General features: G+C 51.3%; 30 protein-coding genes. All 30 read left to right on the forward strand.

Annotated features, from left to right (window positions below; translation table 11 throughout):
- The first annotated feature begins 7 nt into the window (after window positions 1-7).
- Window positions 8-634, forward strand: coding sequence for a 50S ribosomal protein L3 (rplC, locus tag C1N56_RS01455; protein ID WP_021508214.1), 627 nt, complete (start codon window positions 8-10; stop codon window positions 632-634).
- 10 nt (window positions 635-644) lie between these two features.
- Complete coding sequence (gene rplD / locus C1N56_RS01460) at window positions 645-1250, forward strand: 50S ribosomal protein L4 (protein WP_021508215.1); 606 nt, start codon at window positions 645-647, stop codon at window positions 1248-1250.
- Window positions 1247-1549, forward strand: coding sequence for a 50S ribosomal protein L23 (gene rplW / locus C1N56_RS01465; RefSeq protein WP_010618574.1), 303 nt, complete (start codon window positions 1247-1249; stop codon window positions 1547-1549). The genes rplD and rplW overlap by 4 nt, the downstream gene beginning before the upstream one ends.
- A 17-nt stretch (window positions 1550-1566) precedes the next feature.
- Window positions 1567-2388 carry a 50S ribosomal protein L2 gene (rplB, locus tag C1N56_RS01470; RefSeq protein ID WP_010618573.1) on the forward strand — a complete coding sequence of 274 codons (822 nt, stop codon included), beginning with the start codon at window positions 1567-1569 and terminating at the stop codon, window positions 2386-2388.
- 16 nt (window positions 2389-2404) lie between these two features.
- A complete protein-coding gene (rpsS, locus tag C1N56_RS01475; protein WP_001138115.1) occupies window positions 2405-2683 on the forward strand; it encodes a 30S ribosomal protein S19 in 279 nt (92 codons plus the stop codon).
- A 13-nt stretch (window positions 2684-2696) separates the two neighbouring features.
- The gene (rplV, locus tag C1N56_RS01480; protein ID WP_007891659.1) at window positions 2697-3029 is read left to right on the forward strand and encodes a 50S ribosomal protein L22; all 333 of its coding nucleotides are present in this window, start codon (window positions 2697-2699) and stop codon (window positions 3027-3029) included.
- A 17-nt stretch (window positions 3030-3046) separates the two neighbouring features.
- Window positions 3047-3745, forward strand: coding sequence for a 30S ribosomal protein S3 (gene rpsC, locus C1N56_RS01485; protein WP_021508216.1), 699 nt, complete (start codon window positions 3047-3049; stop codon window positions 3743-3745).
- 12 nt (window positions 3746-3757) lie between these two features.
- Window positions 3758-4168 carry a 50S ribosomal protein L16 gene (gene rplP, locus C1N56_RS01490; protein ID WP_002438716.1) on the forward strand — a complete coding sequence of 137 codons (411 nt, stop codon included), beginning with the start codon at window positions 3758-3760 and terminating at the stop codon, window positions 4166-4168.
- Window positions 4168-4356, forward strand: coding sequence for a 50S ribosomal protein L29 (rpmC, locus tag C1N56_RS01495; protein WP_021508217.1), 189 nt, complete (start codon window positions 4168-4170; stop codon window positions 4354-4356). The genes rplP and rpmC overlap by 1 nt, the downstream gene beginning before the upstream one ends.
- Window positions 4356-4610 (forward strand): 30S ribosomal protein S17, encoded by a 255-nt coding sequence (rpsQ, locus tag C1N56_RS01500; protein WP_010618568.1) that lies wholly within the window; start codon window positions 4356-4358, stop codon window positions 4608-4610. The genes rpmC and rpsQ overlap by 1 nt, the downstream gene beginning before the upstream one ends.
- A 168-nt stretch (window positions 4611-4778) precedes the next feature.
- A complete protein-coding gene (gene rplN, locus C1N56_RS01505) occupies window positions 4779-5150 on the forward strand; it encodes a 50S ribosomal protein L14 (RefSeq protein WP_006120590.1) in 372 nt (123 codons plus the stop codon).
- A gap of 10 nt (window positions 5151-5160) precedes the next feature.
- Window positions 5161-5475 carry a 50S ribosomal protein L24 gene (gene rplX, locus C1N56_RS01510; RefSeq protein WP_021508218.1) on the forward strand — a complete coding sequence of 105 codons (315 nt, stop codon included), beginning with the start codon at window positions 5161-5163 and terminating at the stop codon, window positions 5473-5475.
- A 14-nt stretch (window positions 5476-5489) separates the two neighbouring features.
- Window positions 5490-6029, forward strand: coding sequence for a 50S ribosomal protein L5 (gene rplE, locus C1N56_RS01515; protein ID WP_013510763.1), 540 nt, complete (start codon window positions 5490-5492; stop codon window positions 6027-6029).
- A 14-nt stretch (window positions 6030-6043) separates the two neighbouring features.
- Window positions 6044-6349: a 30S ribosomal protein S14 gene (gene rpsN, locus C1N56_RS01520; RefSeq protein WP_010618564.1), complete on the forward strand. Its 306-nt coding sequence runs from the start codon at window positions 6044-6046 to the stop codon at window positions 6347-6349.
- 32 nt (window positions 6350-6381) lie between these two features.
- Complete coding sequence (gene rpsH / locus C1N56_RS01525) at window positions 6382-6774, forward strand: 30S ribosomal protein S8 (RefSeq protein ID WP_021508220.1); 393 nt, start codon at window positions 6382-6384, stop codon at window positions 6772-6774.
- Between the two features lie 12 nt (window positions 6775-6786).
- Window positions 6787-7320: a 50S ribosomal protein L6 gene (gene rplF, locus C1N56_RS01530; RefSeq protein ID WP_007891676.1), complete on the forward strand. Its 534-nt coding sequence runs from the start codon at window positions 6787-6789 to the stop codon at window positions 7318-7320.
- A 9-nt stretch (window positions 7321-7329) separates the two neighbouring features.
- Window positions 7330-7683, forward strand: coding sequence for a 50S ribosomal protein L18 (gene rplR, locus C1N56_RS01535; protein WP_013510760.1), 354 nt, complete (start codon window positions 7330-7332; stop codon window positions 7681-7683).
- 14 nt (window positions 7684-7697) lie between these two features.
- Window positions 7698-8198: a 30S ribosomal protein S5 gene (rpsE, locus tag C1N56_RS01540; RefSeq protein WP_010618560.1), complete on the forward strand. Its 501-nt coding sequence runs from the start codon at window positions 7698-7700 to the stop codon at window positions 8196-8198.
- A 5-nt stretch (window positions 8199-8203) separates the two neighbouring features.
- Window positions 8204-8383, forward strand: coding sequence for a 50S ribosomal protein L30 (gene rpmD / locus C1N56_RS01545; protein WP_013510758.1), 180 nt, complete (start codon window positions 8204-8206; stop codon window positions 8381-8383).
- A gap of 3 nt (window positions 8384-8386) precedes the next feature.
- Complete coding sequence (gene rplO, locus C1N56_RS01550; RefSeq protein ID WP_021508221.1) at window positions 8387-8821, forward strand: 50S ribosomal protein L15; 435 nt, start codon at window positions 8387-8389, stop codon at window positions 8819-8821.
- 7 nt (window positions 8822-8828) lie between these two features.
- On the forward strand, window positions 8829-10160 hold the full coding sequence (gene secY / locus C1N56_RS01555) for a preprotein translocase subunit SecY (protein ID WP_021508222.1): 1332 nt from the start codon (window positions 8829-8831) through the stop codon (window positions 10158-10160).
- A gap of 32 nt (window positions 10161-10192) precedes the next feature.
- Window positions 10193-10309, forward strand: a complete 117-nt coding sequence (gene rpmJ / locus C1N56_RS01560; protein WP_071813610.1) for a 50S ribosomal protein L36 — start codon at window positions 10193-10195, stop codon at window positions 10307-10309.
- Window positions 10310-10455: 146 nt separating this feature from the next.
- Complete coding sequence (gene rpsM / locus C1N56_RS01565; RefSeq protein WP_021508223.1) at window positions 10456-10812, forward strand: 30S ribosomal protein S13; 357 nt, start codon at window positions 10456-10458, stop codon at window positions 10810-10812.
- Window positions 10813-10828: 16 nt separating this feature from the next.
- Window positions 10829-11218, forward strand: coding sequence for a 30S ribosomal protein S11 (gene rpsK / locus C1N56_RS01570; protein ID WP_004160563.1), 390 nt, complete (start codon window positions 10829-10831; stop codon window positions 11216-11218).
- A 33-nt stretch (window positions 11219-11251) separates the two neighbouring features.
- A complete protein-coding gene (gene rpsD / locus C1N56_RS01575; protein ID WP_010618555.1) occupies window positions 11252-11872 on the forward strand; it encodes a 30S ribosomal protein S4 in 621 nt (206 codons plus the stop codon).
- 25 nt (window positions 11873-11897) lie between these two features.
- Window positions 11898-12887, forward strand: a complete 990-nt coding sequence (locus tag C1N56_RS01580; RefSeq protein WP_007891688.1) for a DNA-directed RNA polymerase subunit alpha — start codon at window positions 11898-11900, stop codon at window positions 12885-12887.
- A gap of 40 nt (window positions 12888-12927) precedes the next feature.
- Complete coding sequence (rplQ, locus tag C1N56_RS01585; protein ID WP_003850180.1) at window positions 12928-13314, forward strand: 50S ribosomal protein L17; 387 nt, start codon at window positions 12928-12930, stop codon at window positions 13312-13314.
- Window positions 13315-13425: 111 nt separating this feature from the next.
- On the forward strand, window positions 13426-13797 hold the full coding sequence (locus C1N56_RS01590; RefSeq protein ID WP_058759896.1) for a DnaJ family domain-containing protein: 372 nt from the start codon (window positions 13426-13428) through the stop codon (window positions 13795-13797).
- Window position 13798: 1 nt separating this feature from the next.
- A complete protein-coding gene (gene zntR, locus C1N56_RS01595; protein WP_211724941.1) occupies window positions 13799-14236 on the forward strand; it encodes a Zn(2+)-responsive transcriptional regulator in 438 nt (145 codons plus the stop codon).
- 50 nt (window positions 14237-14286) lie between these two features.
- Window positions 14287-14505: an alternative ribosome-rescue factor A gene (locus tag C1N56_RS01600; RefSeq protein WP_021508226.1), complete on the forward strand. Its 219-nt coding sequence runs from the start codon at window positions 14287-14289 to the stop codon at window positions 14503-14505.
- Window positions 14506-14513: the final 8 nt, after the last annotated feature.

The raw sequence follows: 14513 nt of genomic DNA on the forward strand, positions 1-14513 counted from the left end.
TGATACAATGATTGGTTTAGTCGGTAAAAAAGTGGGCATGACGCGCATCTTCACTGAAGAAGGCGTTTCAATCCCAGTAACCGTAATCGAAGTTGAAGCAAACCGCGTTACCCAGGTCAAAGGTCTGGAAAACGATGGTTACCAGGCGATCCAGGTTACCACCGGTGCGAAAAAAGCAAACCGTGTTGGTAAGCCGGAAGCAGGTCATTTTGCTAAAGCTGGCGTTGAAGCCGGCCGTGGTCTGTGGGAATTCCGCACCGAAGGTGAAGAATACTCTGTTGGCCAGAGCATCAGTGTTGAAATTTTCGCTGACGTTAAAAAAGTAGACGTTACCGGTACCTCTAAAGGTAAAGGTTTCGCAGGTACCGTTAAGCGCTGGAACTTCCGTACCCAGGACGCTACGCACGGTAACTCCTTGTCTCACCGCGTTCCGGGTTCTATCGGTCAGAACCAGACTCCGGGCAAAGTGTTCAAAGGCAAGAAAATGGCTGGTCAGCTGGGTAATGAGCGCGTAACCGTTCAGAGCCTGGAAGTAGTACGTGTTGACGCTGAGCGCAACCTGCTGCTGGTCAAAGGTGCTGTCCCGGGTGCTACCGGCAGCGACCTGATTGTTAAACCAGCTGTGAAGGCGTAAGGGGATAGCAATGGAATTAGTACTGAAAGACGCGCAGAGCGCGCTGACTGTTTCCGAAACTACCTTCGGTCGTGATTTCAACGAAGCGCTGGTTCACCAGGTTGTTGTTGCTTACGCTGCAGGTGCTCGTCAGGGTACTCGCGCGCAGAAAACTCGTGCTGAAGTAACTGGTTCAGGCAAAAAGCCATGGCGTCAGAAAGGCACCGGCCGTGCGCGTTCAGGTTCTATCAAGAGCCCGATCTGGCGTTCAGGTGGCGTGACCTTCGCTGCGCGTCCACAGGACCACAGTCAAAAAGTTAACAAAAAGATGTACCGCGGCGCGCTGAAAAGCATCCTGTCCGAGCTGGTACGTCAGGACCGTCTGATCGTTGTCGAGTCGTTCTCTGTTGAAGCGCCTAAAACTAAGCTGCTGGTACAGAAACTGAAAGACATGGCGCTGGAAGACGTGCTGATCATCACCGGTGAACTGGATGAGAATCTGTTCCTGGCTGCGCGTAACCTGTACAAGGTTGACGTGCGTGATGCAGCGGGTATCGACCCAGTTAGCCTGATCGCCTTCGACAAAGTCGTTATGACTGCAGAAGCAGTTAAGCAAGTTGAGGAGATGCTGGCATGATCCGTGAAGAACGTCTGCTGAAAGTACTGCGCGCGCCGCACGTATCTGAAAAAGCATCAACCGCGATGGAAAAAACCAATACCATCGTTCTCAAAGTTGCCAAAGACGCGACCAAAGCAGAGATCGTTGCTGCTGTTGAGAAACTGTTCGAAGTAGAAGTGAAAGACGTAAACACCCTGGTTGTTAAGGGTAAAGTTAAGCGTCACGGACAGCGTATCGGTCGTCGTAGCGACTGGAAAAAAGCTTACGTCACCCTGAAAGAAGGCCAGAACCTGGACTTCGTCGGCGGCGCTGAGTAAGTCGGAGGAGAAAGACAATGGCAGTTGTTAAATGTAAACCGACATCTCCGGGTCGTCGTCACGTTGTTAAAGTGGTGAACCCTGAGCTGCACAAAGGCAAGCCTTTTGCCGCGCTGGTTGAAAAAAACAGCAAATCCGGTGGTCGTAACAACAATGGTCGTATCACTACCCGTCATATCGGTGGTGGTCACAAGCAGGCTTACCGTATTGTTGACTTCAAACGCAACAAAGATGGTATCCCGGCAGTTGTTGAGCGTCTTGAGTACGATCCGAACCGTTCTGCGAACATCGCACTGGTTCTGTACAAAGATGGCGAGCGCCGTTACATCCTGGCCCCTAAAGGCCTGAAAGCTGGCGACCAGATTCAGTCTGGCGTTGATGCTGCGATCAAAGCAGGTAACACCCTGCCGATGCGTAACATCCCGGTTGGTTCAACCGTGCACAACGTAGAAATGAAACCAGGTAAAGGCGGTCAGATTGCCCGTTCTGCTGGTGCTTACGTGCAGATCGTTGCGCGTGAAGGTTCCTACGTTACCCTGCGTCTGCGTTCAGGCGAAATGCGTAAAGTCGAAGCTGACTGCCGCGCAACCCTGGGCGAAGTCGGTAACGCTGAGCACATGCTGCGCGTTCTGGGTAAAGCCGGTGCAACCCGTTGGCGTGGTGTTCGTCCTACCGTTCGCGGTACTGCGATGAACCCAGTCGATCACCCGCACGGTGGTGGTGAAGGTCGTAACTTTGGTAAGCACCCGGTAACTCCGTGGGGCGTTCAGACCAAAGGTAAGAAGACCCGTAGCAACAAGCGTACTGATAAATTTATCGTACGTCGCCGTAGCAAATAATTTTAGAGGATAAGCCATGCCACGTTCTCTCAAGAAAGGTCCTTTTATTGACCTGCACTTGCTGAAGAAGGTAGAGAAAGCGGTGGAAAGCGGTGACAAGAAGCCCCTGCGCACTTGGTCCCGTCGTTCAACGATCTTCCCTAACATGATCGGTTTGACCATCGCTGTCCATAATGGTCGTCAGCACGTTCCTGTCTTTGTTTCCGACGAAATGGTCGGCCACAAGCTGGGTGAATTTGCACCGACACGTACTTATCGCGGCCACGCTGCTGATAAGAAAGCCAAGAAGAAATAAGTAGGAGGAAGAGATGGAAACTATTGCTCAACATCGCCATGCTCGTTCTTCTGCTCAGAAGGTTCGCCTTGTTGCTGACCTGATTCGCGGTAAGAAAGTGTCGCAGGCTCTGGATATTCTGACTTACACCAACAAGAAAGCGGCTGTACTGGTTAAGAAAGTCCTGGAATCTGCCATTGCTAACGCCGAACACAACGATGGCGCTGATATCGACGATCTGAAAGTTGCGAAAATTTTCGTAGATGAAGGCCCTAGCATGAAGCGCATTATGCCGCGTGCTAAAGGTCGTGCAGATCGCATCCTGAAGCGCACCAGCCACATTACTGTGGTTGTGTCCGATCGCTGAGACTCTGGAGACTAGCAATGGGTCAGAAAGTACATCCTAATGGTATTCGCCTGGGTATTGTAAAACCATGGAACTCTACCTGGTTTGCGAACACCAAAGAATTCGCTGACAACCTGGACAGCGACTTTAAAGTACGTCAGTTCCTGAACAAAGAACTGGCAAAAGCGTCTGTATCTCGCATCGTTATCGAGCGTCCGGCTAAGAGCATCCGTGTGACCATTCACACCGCTCGCCCGGGTATCGTTATCGGTAAAAAAGGTGAAGACGTTGAAAAACTGCGCACGGTCGTAGCGAACATCGCTGGCGTTCCTGCACAGATCAATATCGCCGAAGTCCGTAAACCGGAACTGGACGCAAAACTGGTTGCTGACAGCATCACTTCACAGCTGGAGCGTCGTGTGATGTTCCGTCGTGCGATGAAGCGTGCTGTACAGAACGCAATGCGTCTGGGCGCTAAAGGTATCAAAGTTGAAGTTAGCGGCCGTCTGGGCGGTGCTGAGATCGCACGTACCGAATGGTACCGTGAAGGTCGTGTACCACTGCACACTCTGCGTGCTGACATTGACTACAACACCTCTGAAGCGCACACCACTTATGGTGTAATCGGCGTTAAGGTATGGATCTTCAAAGGTGAGATCCTGGGTGGTATGGCTGCTGTTGAACAACCGGAACCGGCTGCTCAACCTAAAAAGCAGCAGCGTAAAGGCCGTAAGTAAGGAGAGTCGCTGATGTTACAACCAAAGCGTACGAAATTCCGTAAAGTGCACAAAGGCCGTAACCGCGGTCTGGCGCAGGGTACGGATGTTAGCTTCGGTACTTTCGGTCTGAAAGCTGTTGGCCGTGGTCGTCTGACTGCTCGTCAGATCGAAGCAGCACGTCGTGCTATGACCCGTGCAGTTAAGCGTCAAGGTAAGATTTGGATCCGTGTATTCCCGGACAAACCAATCACCGAGAAGCCGCTGGAAGTGCGTATGGGTAAAGGTAAGGGTAACGTGGAGTATTGGGTTGCCCTGATCCAGCCTGGTAAAGTCCTGTATGAAATGGACGGTGTACCGGAAGAGCTGGCCCGTGAAGCATTCAAGCTGGCAGCAGCAAAACTGCCTATCAAAACCACCTTTGTAACTAAGACGGTGATGTAATGAAAGCAACTGAGCTGCGTGAAAAAAGCGTTGAAGAGCTGAACACTGAGCTGCTTAACCTCCTGCGCGAGCAGTTTAACCTGCGCATGCAGGCAGCATCTGGCCAGCTGCAGCAGACCCATCTGCTGAAGCAAGTTCGCCGTGATGTTGCACGCGTTAAGACTTTACTGACTGAGAAGGCGGCGTAATGACCGATAAAATCCGTACTCTGCAGGGTCGTGTTGTTAGTGACAAAATGCAGAAATCTGCTGTTGTTGCTATCGAGCGTTTCGTGAAGCACCCGATCTACGGTAAATTCATTAAGCGTACGACTAAGCTGCACATCCATGACGAGAACAACGAGTGTGGAATTGGTGACGTGGTTGAAATCCGCGAAACCCGTCCACTGTCCAAGACTAAGTCCTGGACTCTGGTTCGCGTTGTAGAGAAAGCGATTCTGTAATAGAATCCGCTTCCTCTAAAAACAAAATGAACGGCTCTATGGAGCCGTTCATTTTTTCTACCCATCTGCGAGAACCGGTGTTATAATGCCGCGCCCTCAATTATGGGGCTTTTTAACGACCTGAGGTTTGGGTCCCGAAGTAGTAGTTGACATTAGCGGAGCACTAAAATGATCCAAGAACAGACTATGCTGAACGTCGCCGACAACTCCGGTGCACGTCGCGTAATGTGTATCAAGGTTCTGGGTGGCTCGCACCGTCGCTACGCAGGCGTCGGCGATATCATCAAAGTGACCATCAAGGAAGCAATTCCGCGTGGCAAGGTGAAAAAAGGTGATGTCCTGAAAGCGGTAGTGGTGCGCACCAGGAAGGGTGTTCGTCGCCCGGACGGTTCTGTCATTCGCTTCGATGGTAATGCATGCGTTATTCTGAACAATAACAGCGAGCAGCCTATCGGAACGCGTATTTTTGGGCCGGTAACTCGTGAACTTCGTACTGAAAAGTTCATGAAAATTATCTCTCTGGCACCAGAAGTACTCTAAGGAGCGAACAATGGCAGCGAAAATCCGTCGTAACGACGAAGTTATCGTGCTTACCGGTAAAGACAAAGGTAAACGCGGTAAAGTAAAGAATGTCCTGACTTCTGGTAAGGTCATCGTTGAAGGTATCAACCTGGTTAAGAAACACCAGAAGCCGGTTCCGGCTCTGAACCAACCAGGCGGCATCGTTGAAAAAGAAGCTGCTATCCAGGTTTCTAACGTTGCAATCTTCAATGCGGCAACCGGCAAGGCTGACCGTGTAGGCTTTAGATTCGAAGACGGTAAAAAAGTCCGTTTCTTCAAGTCTAACAGCGAAACTATCAAGTAATTTGGAGTAGTACGATGGCGAAACTGCATGATTACTACAAAGACGAAGTAGTCCAGAAACTCATGACAGAGTTTGGCTACAATTCTGTCATGCAAGTCCCTCGGGTCGAGAAGATCACCCTGAACATGGGTGTTGGTGAAGCGATCGCTGACAAGAAACTGCTGGATAACGCAGCAGCTGACCTGGCAGCAATCTCCGGTCAAAAACCGCTGATCACCAAAGCACGCAAATCAGTTGCAGGCTTCAAAATCCGTCAGGGCTATCCGATCGGCTGTAAAGTAACTCTGCGTGGCGAGCGCATGTGGGAGTTCTTTGAGCGTCTGATCACTATTGCTGTACCGCGTATCCGTGACTTCCGTGGTCTGTCCGCGAAGTCTTTCGACGGTCGTGGTAACTACAGCATGGGCGTTCGTGAGCAGATCATCTTCCCAGAAATCGACTACGACAAAGTCGATCGCGTTCGTGGTTTGGATATCACCATTACCACTACTGCGAAATCTGATGATGAAGGCCGTGCTCTGCTGGCTGCCTTTGACTTCCCGTTCCGCAAGTAAGGTAGGGTTACTTAATGGCTAAGCAATCTATGAAAGCACGCGAAGTTAAGCGTGTGAAATTAGCAGACAAGTTCTTCGCAAAACGCGCTGAACTGAAAGCGATCATTTCTGATGTGAACGCATCCGACGAAGACCGTTGGAACGCCGTTCTCAAGCTGCAGAGTCTGCCGCGTGATTCCAGCCCTTCACGTCAGCGTAACCGCTGCCGTCAGACAGGTCGTCCGCACGGTTTCCTGCGGAAGTTTGGGTTGAGCCGTATCAAGGTCCGTGAAGCCGCAATGCGCGGTGAAATCCCGGGTCTGAAAAAGGCTAGCTGGTAATTGTCACCATTTGAATCACGGGAGTAACACAGATGAGCATGCAAGATCCGATCGCGGATATGCTGACCCGTATCCGTAACGGTCAGGCCGCGAACAAAGTTGCGGTCTCTATGCCTTCCTCCAAGCTGAAAGTGGCAATTGCCAACGTGCTGAAGGAAGAAGGCTATATTCAAGATTTTAAAATCGAAGGCGACATCAAGCCGGAACTGGAACTGACTCTTAAGTACTTCCAGGGTAAAGCTGTTGTAGAAAGCATTCAGCGTGTTAGCCGTCCAGGTCTGCGCATCTATAAGAAAAAAGATGAGCTGCCAAAAGTTATGGCCGGTCTGGGCATTGCTGTAATTTCTACCTCTAAAGGTGTCATGACTGATCGTGCAGCGCGCCAGGCTGGTCTTGGTGGCGAAATTATCTGCTACGTAGCGTAATCGGAGGATAAAATGTCTCGTGTTGCAAAAGCACCTGTCGTTGTTCCTGCCGGCGTAGAGGTAAAACTCAACGGTCAGGAAGTTTCGATCAAAGGCAAAAACGGCGAGCTGACTCGTACTATCAACAGTGCTGTAGAAGTTAAGCATGCAGACAACGCCCTGACTTTCGCTCCGCGCGAAGGTTATGCGGATGGTTGGGCACAGGCAGGTACTGCCCGTGCGCTGCTGAACGGCATGGTTATCGGTGTTACCGAAGGCTTCACCAAGAAGCTGCAACTGGTTGGTGTTGGTTATCGTGCAGCTGTTAAAGGCAACTCTGTGAGTCTGGCCCTGGGCTTCTCTCACCCGGTTGACCATGCACTGCCGGCCGGCATCACTGCTGAATGTCCAACTCAGACTGAGATCGTGCTGAAAGGCGCTGATAAACAGCTGATTGGTCAGGTTGCAGCTGATCTGCGCGCCTACCGTCGTCCTGAGCCTTACAAAGGCAAGGGTGTTCGTTACGCCGACGAAGTCGTGCGTACCAAAGAGGCTAAGAAGAAGTAAGGTAACACTATGGATAAGAAATCTGCTCGTATCCGTCGTGCGACCCGTGCACGTCGCAAGCTCAAAGAGCTGGGTGCTACTCGCCTGGTGGTACATCGTACCCCGCGTCACATTTACGCACAGGTAATCGCCCCGAACGGTTCCGAAGTTCTGGTTGCTGCTTCTACTGTAGAAAAAGCTATCGCTGAACAACTGAAGTATACCGGTAACAAAGACGCCGCTGCAGCTGTAGGTAAAGCTCTGGCTGAGCGCGCTATCGAAAAAGGCATCAAAGATGTTTCTTTCGACCGTTCCGGTTTCCAATATCATGGTCGCGTCCAGGCACTTGCAGATGCTGCTCGTGAAGCTGGCCTTCAGTTCTAAGGTAGAGGTCTAAGATGGCACACATCGAGAAACAAGCTGGCGACCTGCAGGAAAAACTGATCGCGGTAAACCGTGTCTCTAAAACTGTGAAAGGTGGTCGTATTTTCTCCTTCACCGCTCTGACTGTAGTGGGTGATGGTAACGGCCGCGTTGGTTTTGGTTACGGTAAAGCGCGTGAAGTTCCAGCAGCGATCCAGAAAGCGATGGAAAAAGCTCGTCGCAATATGGTTAATGTCGCGCTGACTCACGGCACCCTGCAGCACCCGGTTAAAGGTGCGCACACGGGTTCTCGTGTGTTCATGCAGCCGGCTTCTGAAGGTACCGGTATCATCGCCGGCGGTGCAATGCGCGCCGTTCTGGAAGTCGCTGGAGTTCATAACGTTCTGGCTAAAGCCTATGGTTCCACCAACCCGATCAACGTGGTTCGTGCAACTATCGACGGCCTGGGCAATATGAAGTCTCCGGATATGGTTGCTGCCAAGCGTGGTAAATCCGTTGAAGAAATTCTGGGGTAATCACGATGGCTAAGACAATCAAAATTACACAAACCCGTAGCTCAATCGGCCGCCTGCCTAAGCACAAAGCCACTCTGGTTGGTCTGGGTCTGCGTCGTATTGGTCACACCGTTGAGCGTGAAGACACGCCAGCTGTACGCGGTATGATCAACGCGATTTCTTACATGCTGAAAGTGGAGGAGTAAGAGATGCGTTTAAACACTCTGTCTCCGGCCGAAGGGTCTAAACACGCTTCCAAGCGTCTGGGCCGTGGTATCGGTTCTGGCCTCGGTAAAACCGGCGGTCGTGGTCACAAAGGTCAGAAGTCTCGTTCTGGCGGTGGCGTACGTCGTGGTTTCGAGGGTGGTCAGATGCCTCTGTACCGTCGTCTGCCGAAGTTCGGCTTCACCTCGCGCAAATCATTCGTGACTGCAGAAGTGCGTCTGTCTGATCTGGCGAAAGTGGAAGGCGGTATCGTCGACCTGAACACGCTGAAAGCAGCTAACATCATCGGTGTACAGATTGAGTTCGCGAAAGTGATCCTGTCTGGTGAAGTATCTGCACCTGTTACGATTCGTGGTCTGCGTGTCACCAAAGGTGCTCGTGCTGCAATCGAAGCTGCTGGCGGTAAAATCGAGGAATAAGTAGCAGATGGCAAAGCAACCGGGATTAGATTTTCAAAGTGCCAAAGGTGGCTTTGGTGAACTGAAGCGCAGACTGTTGTTTGTAATCGGTGCACTGATTGTCTTCCGTATTGGCTCTTTTATTCCAATCCCCGGTATCGATGCCACTGTACTTGCCAAACTGCTTGAGCAACAGCGTGGCACCATCATTGAAATGTTTAACATGTTCTCTGGTGGTGCTCTCAGTCGTGCCTCAATCTTCGCGCTGGGTATTATGCCGTATATTTCGGCCTCTATTATTATCCAGCTGCTGACGGTGGTTCATCCCGCGTTGGCCGAGATTAAGAAAGAGGGTGAAGCTGGTCGTCGTAAGATCAGCCAGTACACTCGCTACGGCACACTGGTTCTGGCTATATTCCAGTCGATCGGTATTGCTACCGGTCTGCCGAATATGCCTGGAATGCAGGGCCTGGTATTAAATCCAGGCTTTGCTTTCTACTTTACCGCTGTTGTAAGTCTGGTTACCGGAACCATGTTCCTGATGTGGCTGGGCGAACAGATTACTGAACGAGGTATCGGTAACGGTATTTCGATCATTATCTTCGCGGGTATTGTTGCGGGTTTACCGCCGGCCATTGGCCATACCATCGAGCAAGCGCGGCAAGGCGACCTGCACTTCCTTCTGTTGCTGTTGGTTGCAGTTCTTGTATTTGCAGTGACGTTCTTTGTTATTTTCGTTGAGCGTGGCCAGCGCCGCATTGTGGTTAACTACGCTAAACGTCAGCAAGGTCGTCGTGTATATGCTGCACAGAGCACACATTTACCGTTGAAAGTGAACATGGCGGGCGTAATCCCAGCTATCTTTGCTTCCAGCATTATCCTGTTCCCGGCGACGATAGCATCCTGGTTCGGGGGCGGTACCGGTTGGAACTGGCTGACAACAATTTCGCTGTATTTGCAGCCAGGACAGCCGCTTTATGTGCTACTCTATGCGACTGCAATCATCTTCTTCTGTTTCTTCTACACGGCGTTGGTTTTCAACCCGCGTGAAACAGCAGATAACCTGAAGAAGTCTGGTGCATTCGTACCGGGAATTCGTCCGGGAGAGCAAACGGCGAAGTACATCGATAAAGTAATGACACGTCTGACCTTAATCGGCGCACTGTATATTACTTTTATCTGCCTGATCCCGGAGTTCATGCGTGATGCCATGAAGGTTCCCTTCTACTTTGGCGGCACCTCGCTGCTGATTGTAGTGGTTGTCATCATGGACTTTATGGCTCAAGTGCAAACTCTGATGATGTCCAGTCAGTACGAGTCTGCATTGAAGAAAGCTAACCTGAAAGGCTATGGCCGTTAATTCAGTAGCTTGAGAAGTTACGGAGAGTAAAAATGAAAGTTCGTGCTTCCGTCAAGAAATTATGTCGTAACTGCAAAATCATTCGTCGCGACGGTGTCGTACGTGTGATCTGCAGCTCCGAGCCTAAGCATAAACAGCGCCAGGGCTGATTAAGTCACATATTTTTCTTGCAAAGTCGGGTTGAGCTGGCTAGATTAGCCAGCCAATCTTTTGTATGTCGATGCGTTTCCATTTGAGTATCCTGAAAACGGGCTTTTCAGCATGGTACGCATTTATTTAATTATAGGAGTGCATAGTGGCCCGTATAGCAGGCATTAACATTCCTGATCAAAAACATACCGTTATCGCATTAACTTCGATCTTCGGTATCGGCAAAACCCGTTCTAAAGCCATCTGTGCTGAAACGGGCATCGCTGAAAATGTTAAGATCAGTGAGCTGTCTGAAGAACAAATTGATCAGCTGCGTGAAGCAGTTGGTAAATTCGTTGTTGAAGGTGATCTGCGCCGTGAAATCACCCTGAGCATCAAGCGTCTGATGGACCTTGGTTGCTACCGTGGTTTACGCCATCGTCGTGGTCTGCCGGTGCGCGGTCAGCGTACTAAGACCAACGCACGTACCCGTAAGGGTCCGCGTAAACCGATCAAGAAATAATCGGGGTGAGTAAATAATGGCAAAGGCACCAGTTCGTGCACGTAAGCGTGTAAGAAAACAAGTCTCAGATGGCGTGGCTCATGTCCATGCGTCTTTTAACAACACCATCGTTACTATTACTGATCGTCAGGGTAACGCACTGGGTTGGGCAACCGCCGGTGGTTCCGGTTTCCGCGGTTCACGTAAATCTACTCCGTTTGCTGCTCAGGTCGCTGCAGAGCGCTGTGCAGAAGCCGTGAAAGATTACGGTATTAAGAACCTGGAAGTTATGGTTAAGGGTCCGGGTCCAGGCCGCGAATCTACTATTCGTGCTCTGAACGCCGCTGGTTTCCGCATCACTAATATTACTGATGTGACTCCGATCCCTCACAACGGTTGTCGTCCGCCGAAAAAACGTCGCGTTTAACGTTCCGTTTTTTAGGTTAGTTGGAGAAAGAAAATGGCAAGATATTTGGGTCCTAAGCTCAAGCTGAGCCGTCGTGAGGGCACCGACTTATTCCTTAAGTCTGGCGTTCGCGCGATTGATTCCAAGTGCAAAATTGAACAAGCCCCTGGTCAGCATGGTGCGCGTAAACCGCGTCTGTCTGATTACGGCGGCCAGTTACGTGAAAAGCAAAAAGTTCGTCGTATCTACGGCGTGCTGGAGCGTCAGTTCCGTAACTACTATAAAGAAGCAGCGCGTCTGAAAGGCAACACCGGTGAAAACCTGTTAGCTCTGCTGGAAGGTCGTCTGGATAACGTAGTTTACCGTATGGGCTTTGGTGCCACTCGTGCAGAAGCACGTCAGCTGGTTAGCCACAAATCTGTAATGGTAAACGGTCGCGTTGTTAACATCGCTTCTTATCAGGTATCTCCGAATGATGTCGTAAGCATCCGTGAGAAAGCCAAAAAGCAATCTCGCGTGAAGGCCGCTCTGGAGCTGGCTGAGCAGCGTGAAAAGCCAACCTGGCTGGAAGTTGATGCGACTAAGATGGAAGGTGTGTTCAAGCGTATTCCTGAGCGTACCGATCTGTCTGCGGACATTAACGAACACCTGATCGTCGAGCTTTACTCTAAGTAAAGCTTAGTACCAAAGAGAGGACACAATGCAGGGTTCTGTGACAGAGTTTCTAAAACCGCGCCTGGTAGATATCGAGCAAGTGAGTTCGACGCACGCCAAGGTGACCCTTGAGCCGTTAGAGCGTGGCTTTGGCCATACTCTTGGTAACGCACTGCGCCGTATTCTGCTTTCTTCCATGCCGGGTTGCGCGGTGACCGAGGTTGAGATTGATGGCGTGCTGCACGAGTACTCCACCAAAGAGGGCGTACAGGAAGATATCCTGGAAATCCTGCTCAATCTGAAAGGGCTGGCGGTAAGAGTTCAGGGTAAAGATGAAGTCATCCTCACTCTGAATAAATCTGGCATTGGCCCTGTGACTGCAGCCGACATTACCCACGACGGTGATGTCGAAATCGTCAAGCCGCAGCATGTGATCTGCCATCTGACCGATGAAAACGCGTCTATTAGCATGCGTATCAAAGTTCAGCGTGGTCGTGGTTATGTGCCGGCTTCTGCCCGAATTCATTCGGAAGAAGATGAGCGCCCAATCGGCCGTCTGTTGGTTGACGCTTGCTACAGCCCTGTAGACCGTATCGCCTACAATGTTGAAGCAGCGCGTGTAGAACAGCGCACCGACCTGGACAAGCTGGTCATCGAAATGGAAACCAACGGCACAATCGATCCTGAAGAGGCGATTCGTCGTGCGGCAACCATCCTGGCAGAACAACTGGAAGCTTTCGTTGACTTACGTGATGTACGTCAGCCGGAAGTCAAAGAAGAGAAACCAGAATTCGATCCGATCCTGCTGCGCCCTGTTGACGATCTGGAATTGACTGTCCGCTCTGCTAACTGCCTCAAGGCAGAAGCTATCCACTACATCGGTGATCTGGTACAGCGTACCGAGGTTGAGCTGCTTAAAACGCCTAACCTGGGTAAAAAATCTCTTACCGAGATTAAAGACGTGCTCGCATCACGTGGTCTGTCTCTGGGCATGCGCCTGGAAAACTGGCCACCGGCAAGCATTGCTGATGAATAACCGGATCGCAGGTTAAGGTTTCACTGAGAAGGATAAGGTCATGCGCCATCGTAAGAGTGGTCGTCAACTGAACCGCAACAGCAGCCATCGTCAGGCTATGTTCCGCAACATGGCTGGTTCTCTGGTTCGTCATGAGATCATTAAGACGACTCTGCCGAAAGCCAAAGAGCTGCGTCGCGTAGTTGAGCCGCTGATTACTCTTGCCAAGACCGACAGCGTAGCTAATCGTCGTCTGGCATTCGCCCGTACTCGTGATAACGAGATCGTGGCAAAACTGTTTAACGAGCTGGGCCCGCGTTTCGCGAGCCGTGCCGGTGGTTACACTCGCATTCTGAAGTGTGGCTTCCGTGCTGGTGACAACGCTCCGATGGCATACATCGAGCTGGTTGATCGTCCAGAAGCTCAAGCAGAAGCTGCTGCAGAGTAATTTGCAGTAACGTAAAAAACCCGCTTCGGCGGGTTTTTTATTGCCTGTCATTTCTTCCTATTTCCCCTCCATTCGCTATGCTGTTGGCAGACATGCCTGCAGGAGGTTTCTATGTGGCTTATCGATCAGCTGGCTGAGCAACACATCCGCGCCGCTCAGGAAAAGGGTGAGCTGAGCAATCTGCCTGGTGAGGGTGCGCCGCTCACGCTGGACGATGACAGTGGTGTGCCGGCGGAATTGCGCAGTGCCTGGCGACTGCTGAAAAACGCCGGCTATCTCCCTCCGGAACTGGAGATGCGCCGCGACGCGCTGGCACTGAGCGATCTGCTTCGCGAACTCGATCCTGATGACTGCGAGGCGCGCGAACTGGCCAAACGCCTGACGCTGCTGGAGATGAAACTACAGCAGGCTGGCATGAGCACCGATTTTCTGCGTGGCGAATACCGCCCGGCGATCGGTCAGCGGCTACAGCAGGAGAAATAGTATGTATCGCATTGGCCAGCTGGCAAAACTGGCGGACGTGACGCCGGACACCATCCGCTTTTATGAAAAGCAGCAGATGATGGATCATGAGGTACGCACCGAGGGCGGCTTCCGCCTGTACAGCGATAACGATCTGCAGCGCCTGCGTTTTATCCGTTACGGCCGGCAGCTTGGTTTCAGCCTGGAATCGATCCGCGACCTGCTGTCGATCCGCATCGATCCAGAGCATCACACCTGTGAAGAGTCAAAAGCAATCGTGGCGAAACGGCTGGATGAGGTGAACAGTATGATTAGCGAACTGCAAACCATTCAGCGCTCGCTGCAACGGCTGGCGGAAACCTGTTGTGGCGACCGCCACAGTAGCGCCTGCTGTTCGATCCTCGAGGCACTGGAAACCGGTGAAGATCCGCATCCTGAAATTTGTTGTAGCAAGGATTGAATTCTGGCGCGCAGGGACTATAGTTGCGCCATCACTAACCGGAGGACGATATGAGTCACTATCAGCATCGAAAAGGCAAAATTAACGATAACGCCCTGGAAGCTCTGTTACACGATCCGCTGTATCGCCAGCGTGTTGAACGTAATCAGAAGGGGAAAGGCAGCTACCGGCGTAAAGATAAACACGCGAAGGGAGCGAATCAGGAGGCCAGCGGTAAGCAACAATGTTTACCTCTGGCCTTCTGCTTTAGTGACAAAAAAGCCGCCTGAAGAGGCGG

Source organism: Pantoea sp. SGAir0175 (genome assembly GCF_043547855.1).

What these genes read in the sequence shown, in the direction of transcription:
- rplQ (WP_003850180.1), top strand. Translation starts at nt 12,928, where the DNA reads ATGCGCCATCGTAAGAGTGGTCGTCAACTGAACCGCAACAGCAGCCAT.
- rplN (WP_006120590.1), top strand. Translation starts at nt 4,779, where the DNA reads ATGATCCAAGAACAGACTATGCTGAACGTCGCCGACAACTCCGGTGCA.
- rplO (WP_021508221.1), top strand. Translation starts at nt 8,387, where the DNA reads ATGCGTTTAAACACTCTGTCTCCGGCCGAAGGGTCTAAACACGCTTCC.
- rplD (WP_021508215.1), top strand. Translation starts at nt 645, where the DNA reads ATGGAATTAGTACTGAAAGACGCGCAGAGCGCGCTGACTGTTTCCGAA.
- rplF (WP_007891676.1), top strand. Translation starts at nt 6,787, where the DNA reads ATGTCTCGTGTTGCAAAAGCACCTGTCGTTGTTCCTGCCGGCGTAGAG.
- rpsN (WP_010618564.1), top strand. Translation starts at nt 6,044, where the DNA reads ATGGCTAAGCAATCTATGAAAGCACGCGAAGTTAAGCGTGTGAAATTA.
- rpsS (WP_001138115.1), top strand. Translation starts at nt 2,405, where the DNA reads ATGCCACGTTCTCTCAAGAAAGGTCCTTTTATTGACCTGCACTTGCTG.
- rplR (WP_013510760.1), top strand. Translation starts at nt 7,330, where the DNA reads ATGGATAAGAAATCTGCTCGTATCCGTCGTGCGACCCGTGCACGTCGC.
- rplV (WP_007891659.1), top strand. Translation starts at nt 2,697, where the DNA reads ATGGAAACTATTGCTCAACATCGCCATGCTCGTTCTTCTGCTCAGAAG.
- rpmD (WP_013510758.1), top strand. Translation starts at nt 8,204, where the DNA reads ATGGCTAAGACAATCAAAATTACACAAACCCGTAGCTCAATCGGCCGC.
- C1N56_RS01580 (WP_007891688.1), top strand. Translation starts at nt 11,898, where the DNA reads ATGCAGGGTTCTGTGACAGAGTTTCTAAAACCGCGCCTGGTAGATATC.
- rpsQ (WP_010618568.1), top strand. Translation starts at nt 4,356, where the DNA reads ATGACCGATAAAATCCGTACTCTGCAGGGTCGTGTTGTTAGTGACAAA.
- rpsK (WP_004160563.1), top strand. Translation starts at nt 10,829, where the DNA reads ATGGCAAAGGCACCAGTTCGTGCACGTAAGCGTGTAAGAAAACAAGTC.
- rpsC (WP_021508216.1), top strand. Translation starts at nt 3,047, where the DNA reads ATGGGTCAGAAAGTACATCCTAATGGTATTCGCCTGGGTATTGTAAAA.
- rpmJ (WP_071813610.1), top strand. Translation starts at nt 10,193, where the DNA reads ATGAAAGTTCGTGCTTCCGTCAAGAAATTATGTCGTAACTGCAAAATC.
- rplB (WP_010618573.1), top strand. Translation starts at nt 1,567, where the DNA reads ATGGCAGTTGTTAAATGTAAACCGACATCTCCGGGTCGTCGTCACGTT.
- rpsE (WP_010618560.1), top strand. Translation starts at nt 7,698, where the DNA reads ATGGCACACATCGAGAAACAAGCTGGCGACCTGCAGGAAAAACTGATC.
- rpmC (WP_021508217.1), top strand. Translation starts at nt 4,168, where the DNA reads ATGAAAGCAACTGAGCTGCGTGAAAAAAGCGTTGAAGAGCTGAACACT.
- rplC (WP_021508214.1), top strand. Translation starts at nt 8, where the DNA reads ATGATTGGTTTAGTCGGTAAAAAAGTGGGCATGACGCGCATCTTCACT.
- rplX (WP_021508218.1), top strand. Translation starts at nt 5,161, where the DNA reads ATGGCAGCGAAAATCCGTCGTAACGACGAAGTTATCGTGCTTACCGGT.
- C1N56_RS01590 (WP_058759896.1), top strand. Translation starts at nt 13,426, where the DNA reads ATGTGGCTTATCGATCAGCTGGCTGAGCAACACATCCGCGCCGCTCAG.
- rpsH (WP_021508220.1), top strand. Translation starts at nt 6,382, where the DNA reads ATGAGCATGCAAGATCCGATCGCGGATATGCTGACCCGTATCCGTAAC.
- rpsD (WP_010618555.1), top strand. Translation starts at nt 11,252, where the DNA reads ATGGCAAGATATTTGGGTCCTAAGCTCAAGCTGAGCCGTCGTGAGGGC.
- secY (WP_021508222.1), top strand. Translation starts at nt 8,829, where the DNA reads ATGGCAAAGCAACCGGGATTAGATTTTCAAAGTGCCAAAGGTGGCTTT.
- rplE (WP_013510763.1), top strand. Translation starts at nt 5,490, where the DNA reads ATGGCGAAACTGCATGATTACTACAAAGACGAAGTAGTCCAGAAACTC.
- rplP (WP_002438716.1), top strand. Translation starts at nt 3,758, where the DNA reads ATGTTACAACCAAAGCGTACGAAATTCCGTAAAGTGCACAAAGGCCGT.
- zntR (WP_211724941.1), top strand. Translation starts at nt 13,799, where the DNA reads ATGTATCGCATTGGCCAGCTGGCAAAACTGGCGGACGTGACGCCGGAC.
- rplW (WP_010618574.1), top strand. Translation starts at nt 1,247, where the DNA reads ATGATCCGTGAAGAACGTCTGCTGAAAGTACTGCGCGCGCCGCACGTA.
- C1N56_RS01600 (WP_021508226.1), top strand. Translation starts at nt 14,287, where the DNA reads ATGAGTCACTATCAGCATCGAAAAGGCAAAATTAACGATAACGCCCTG.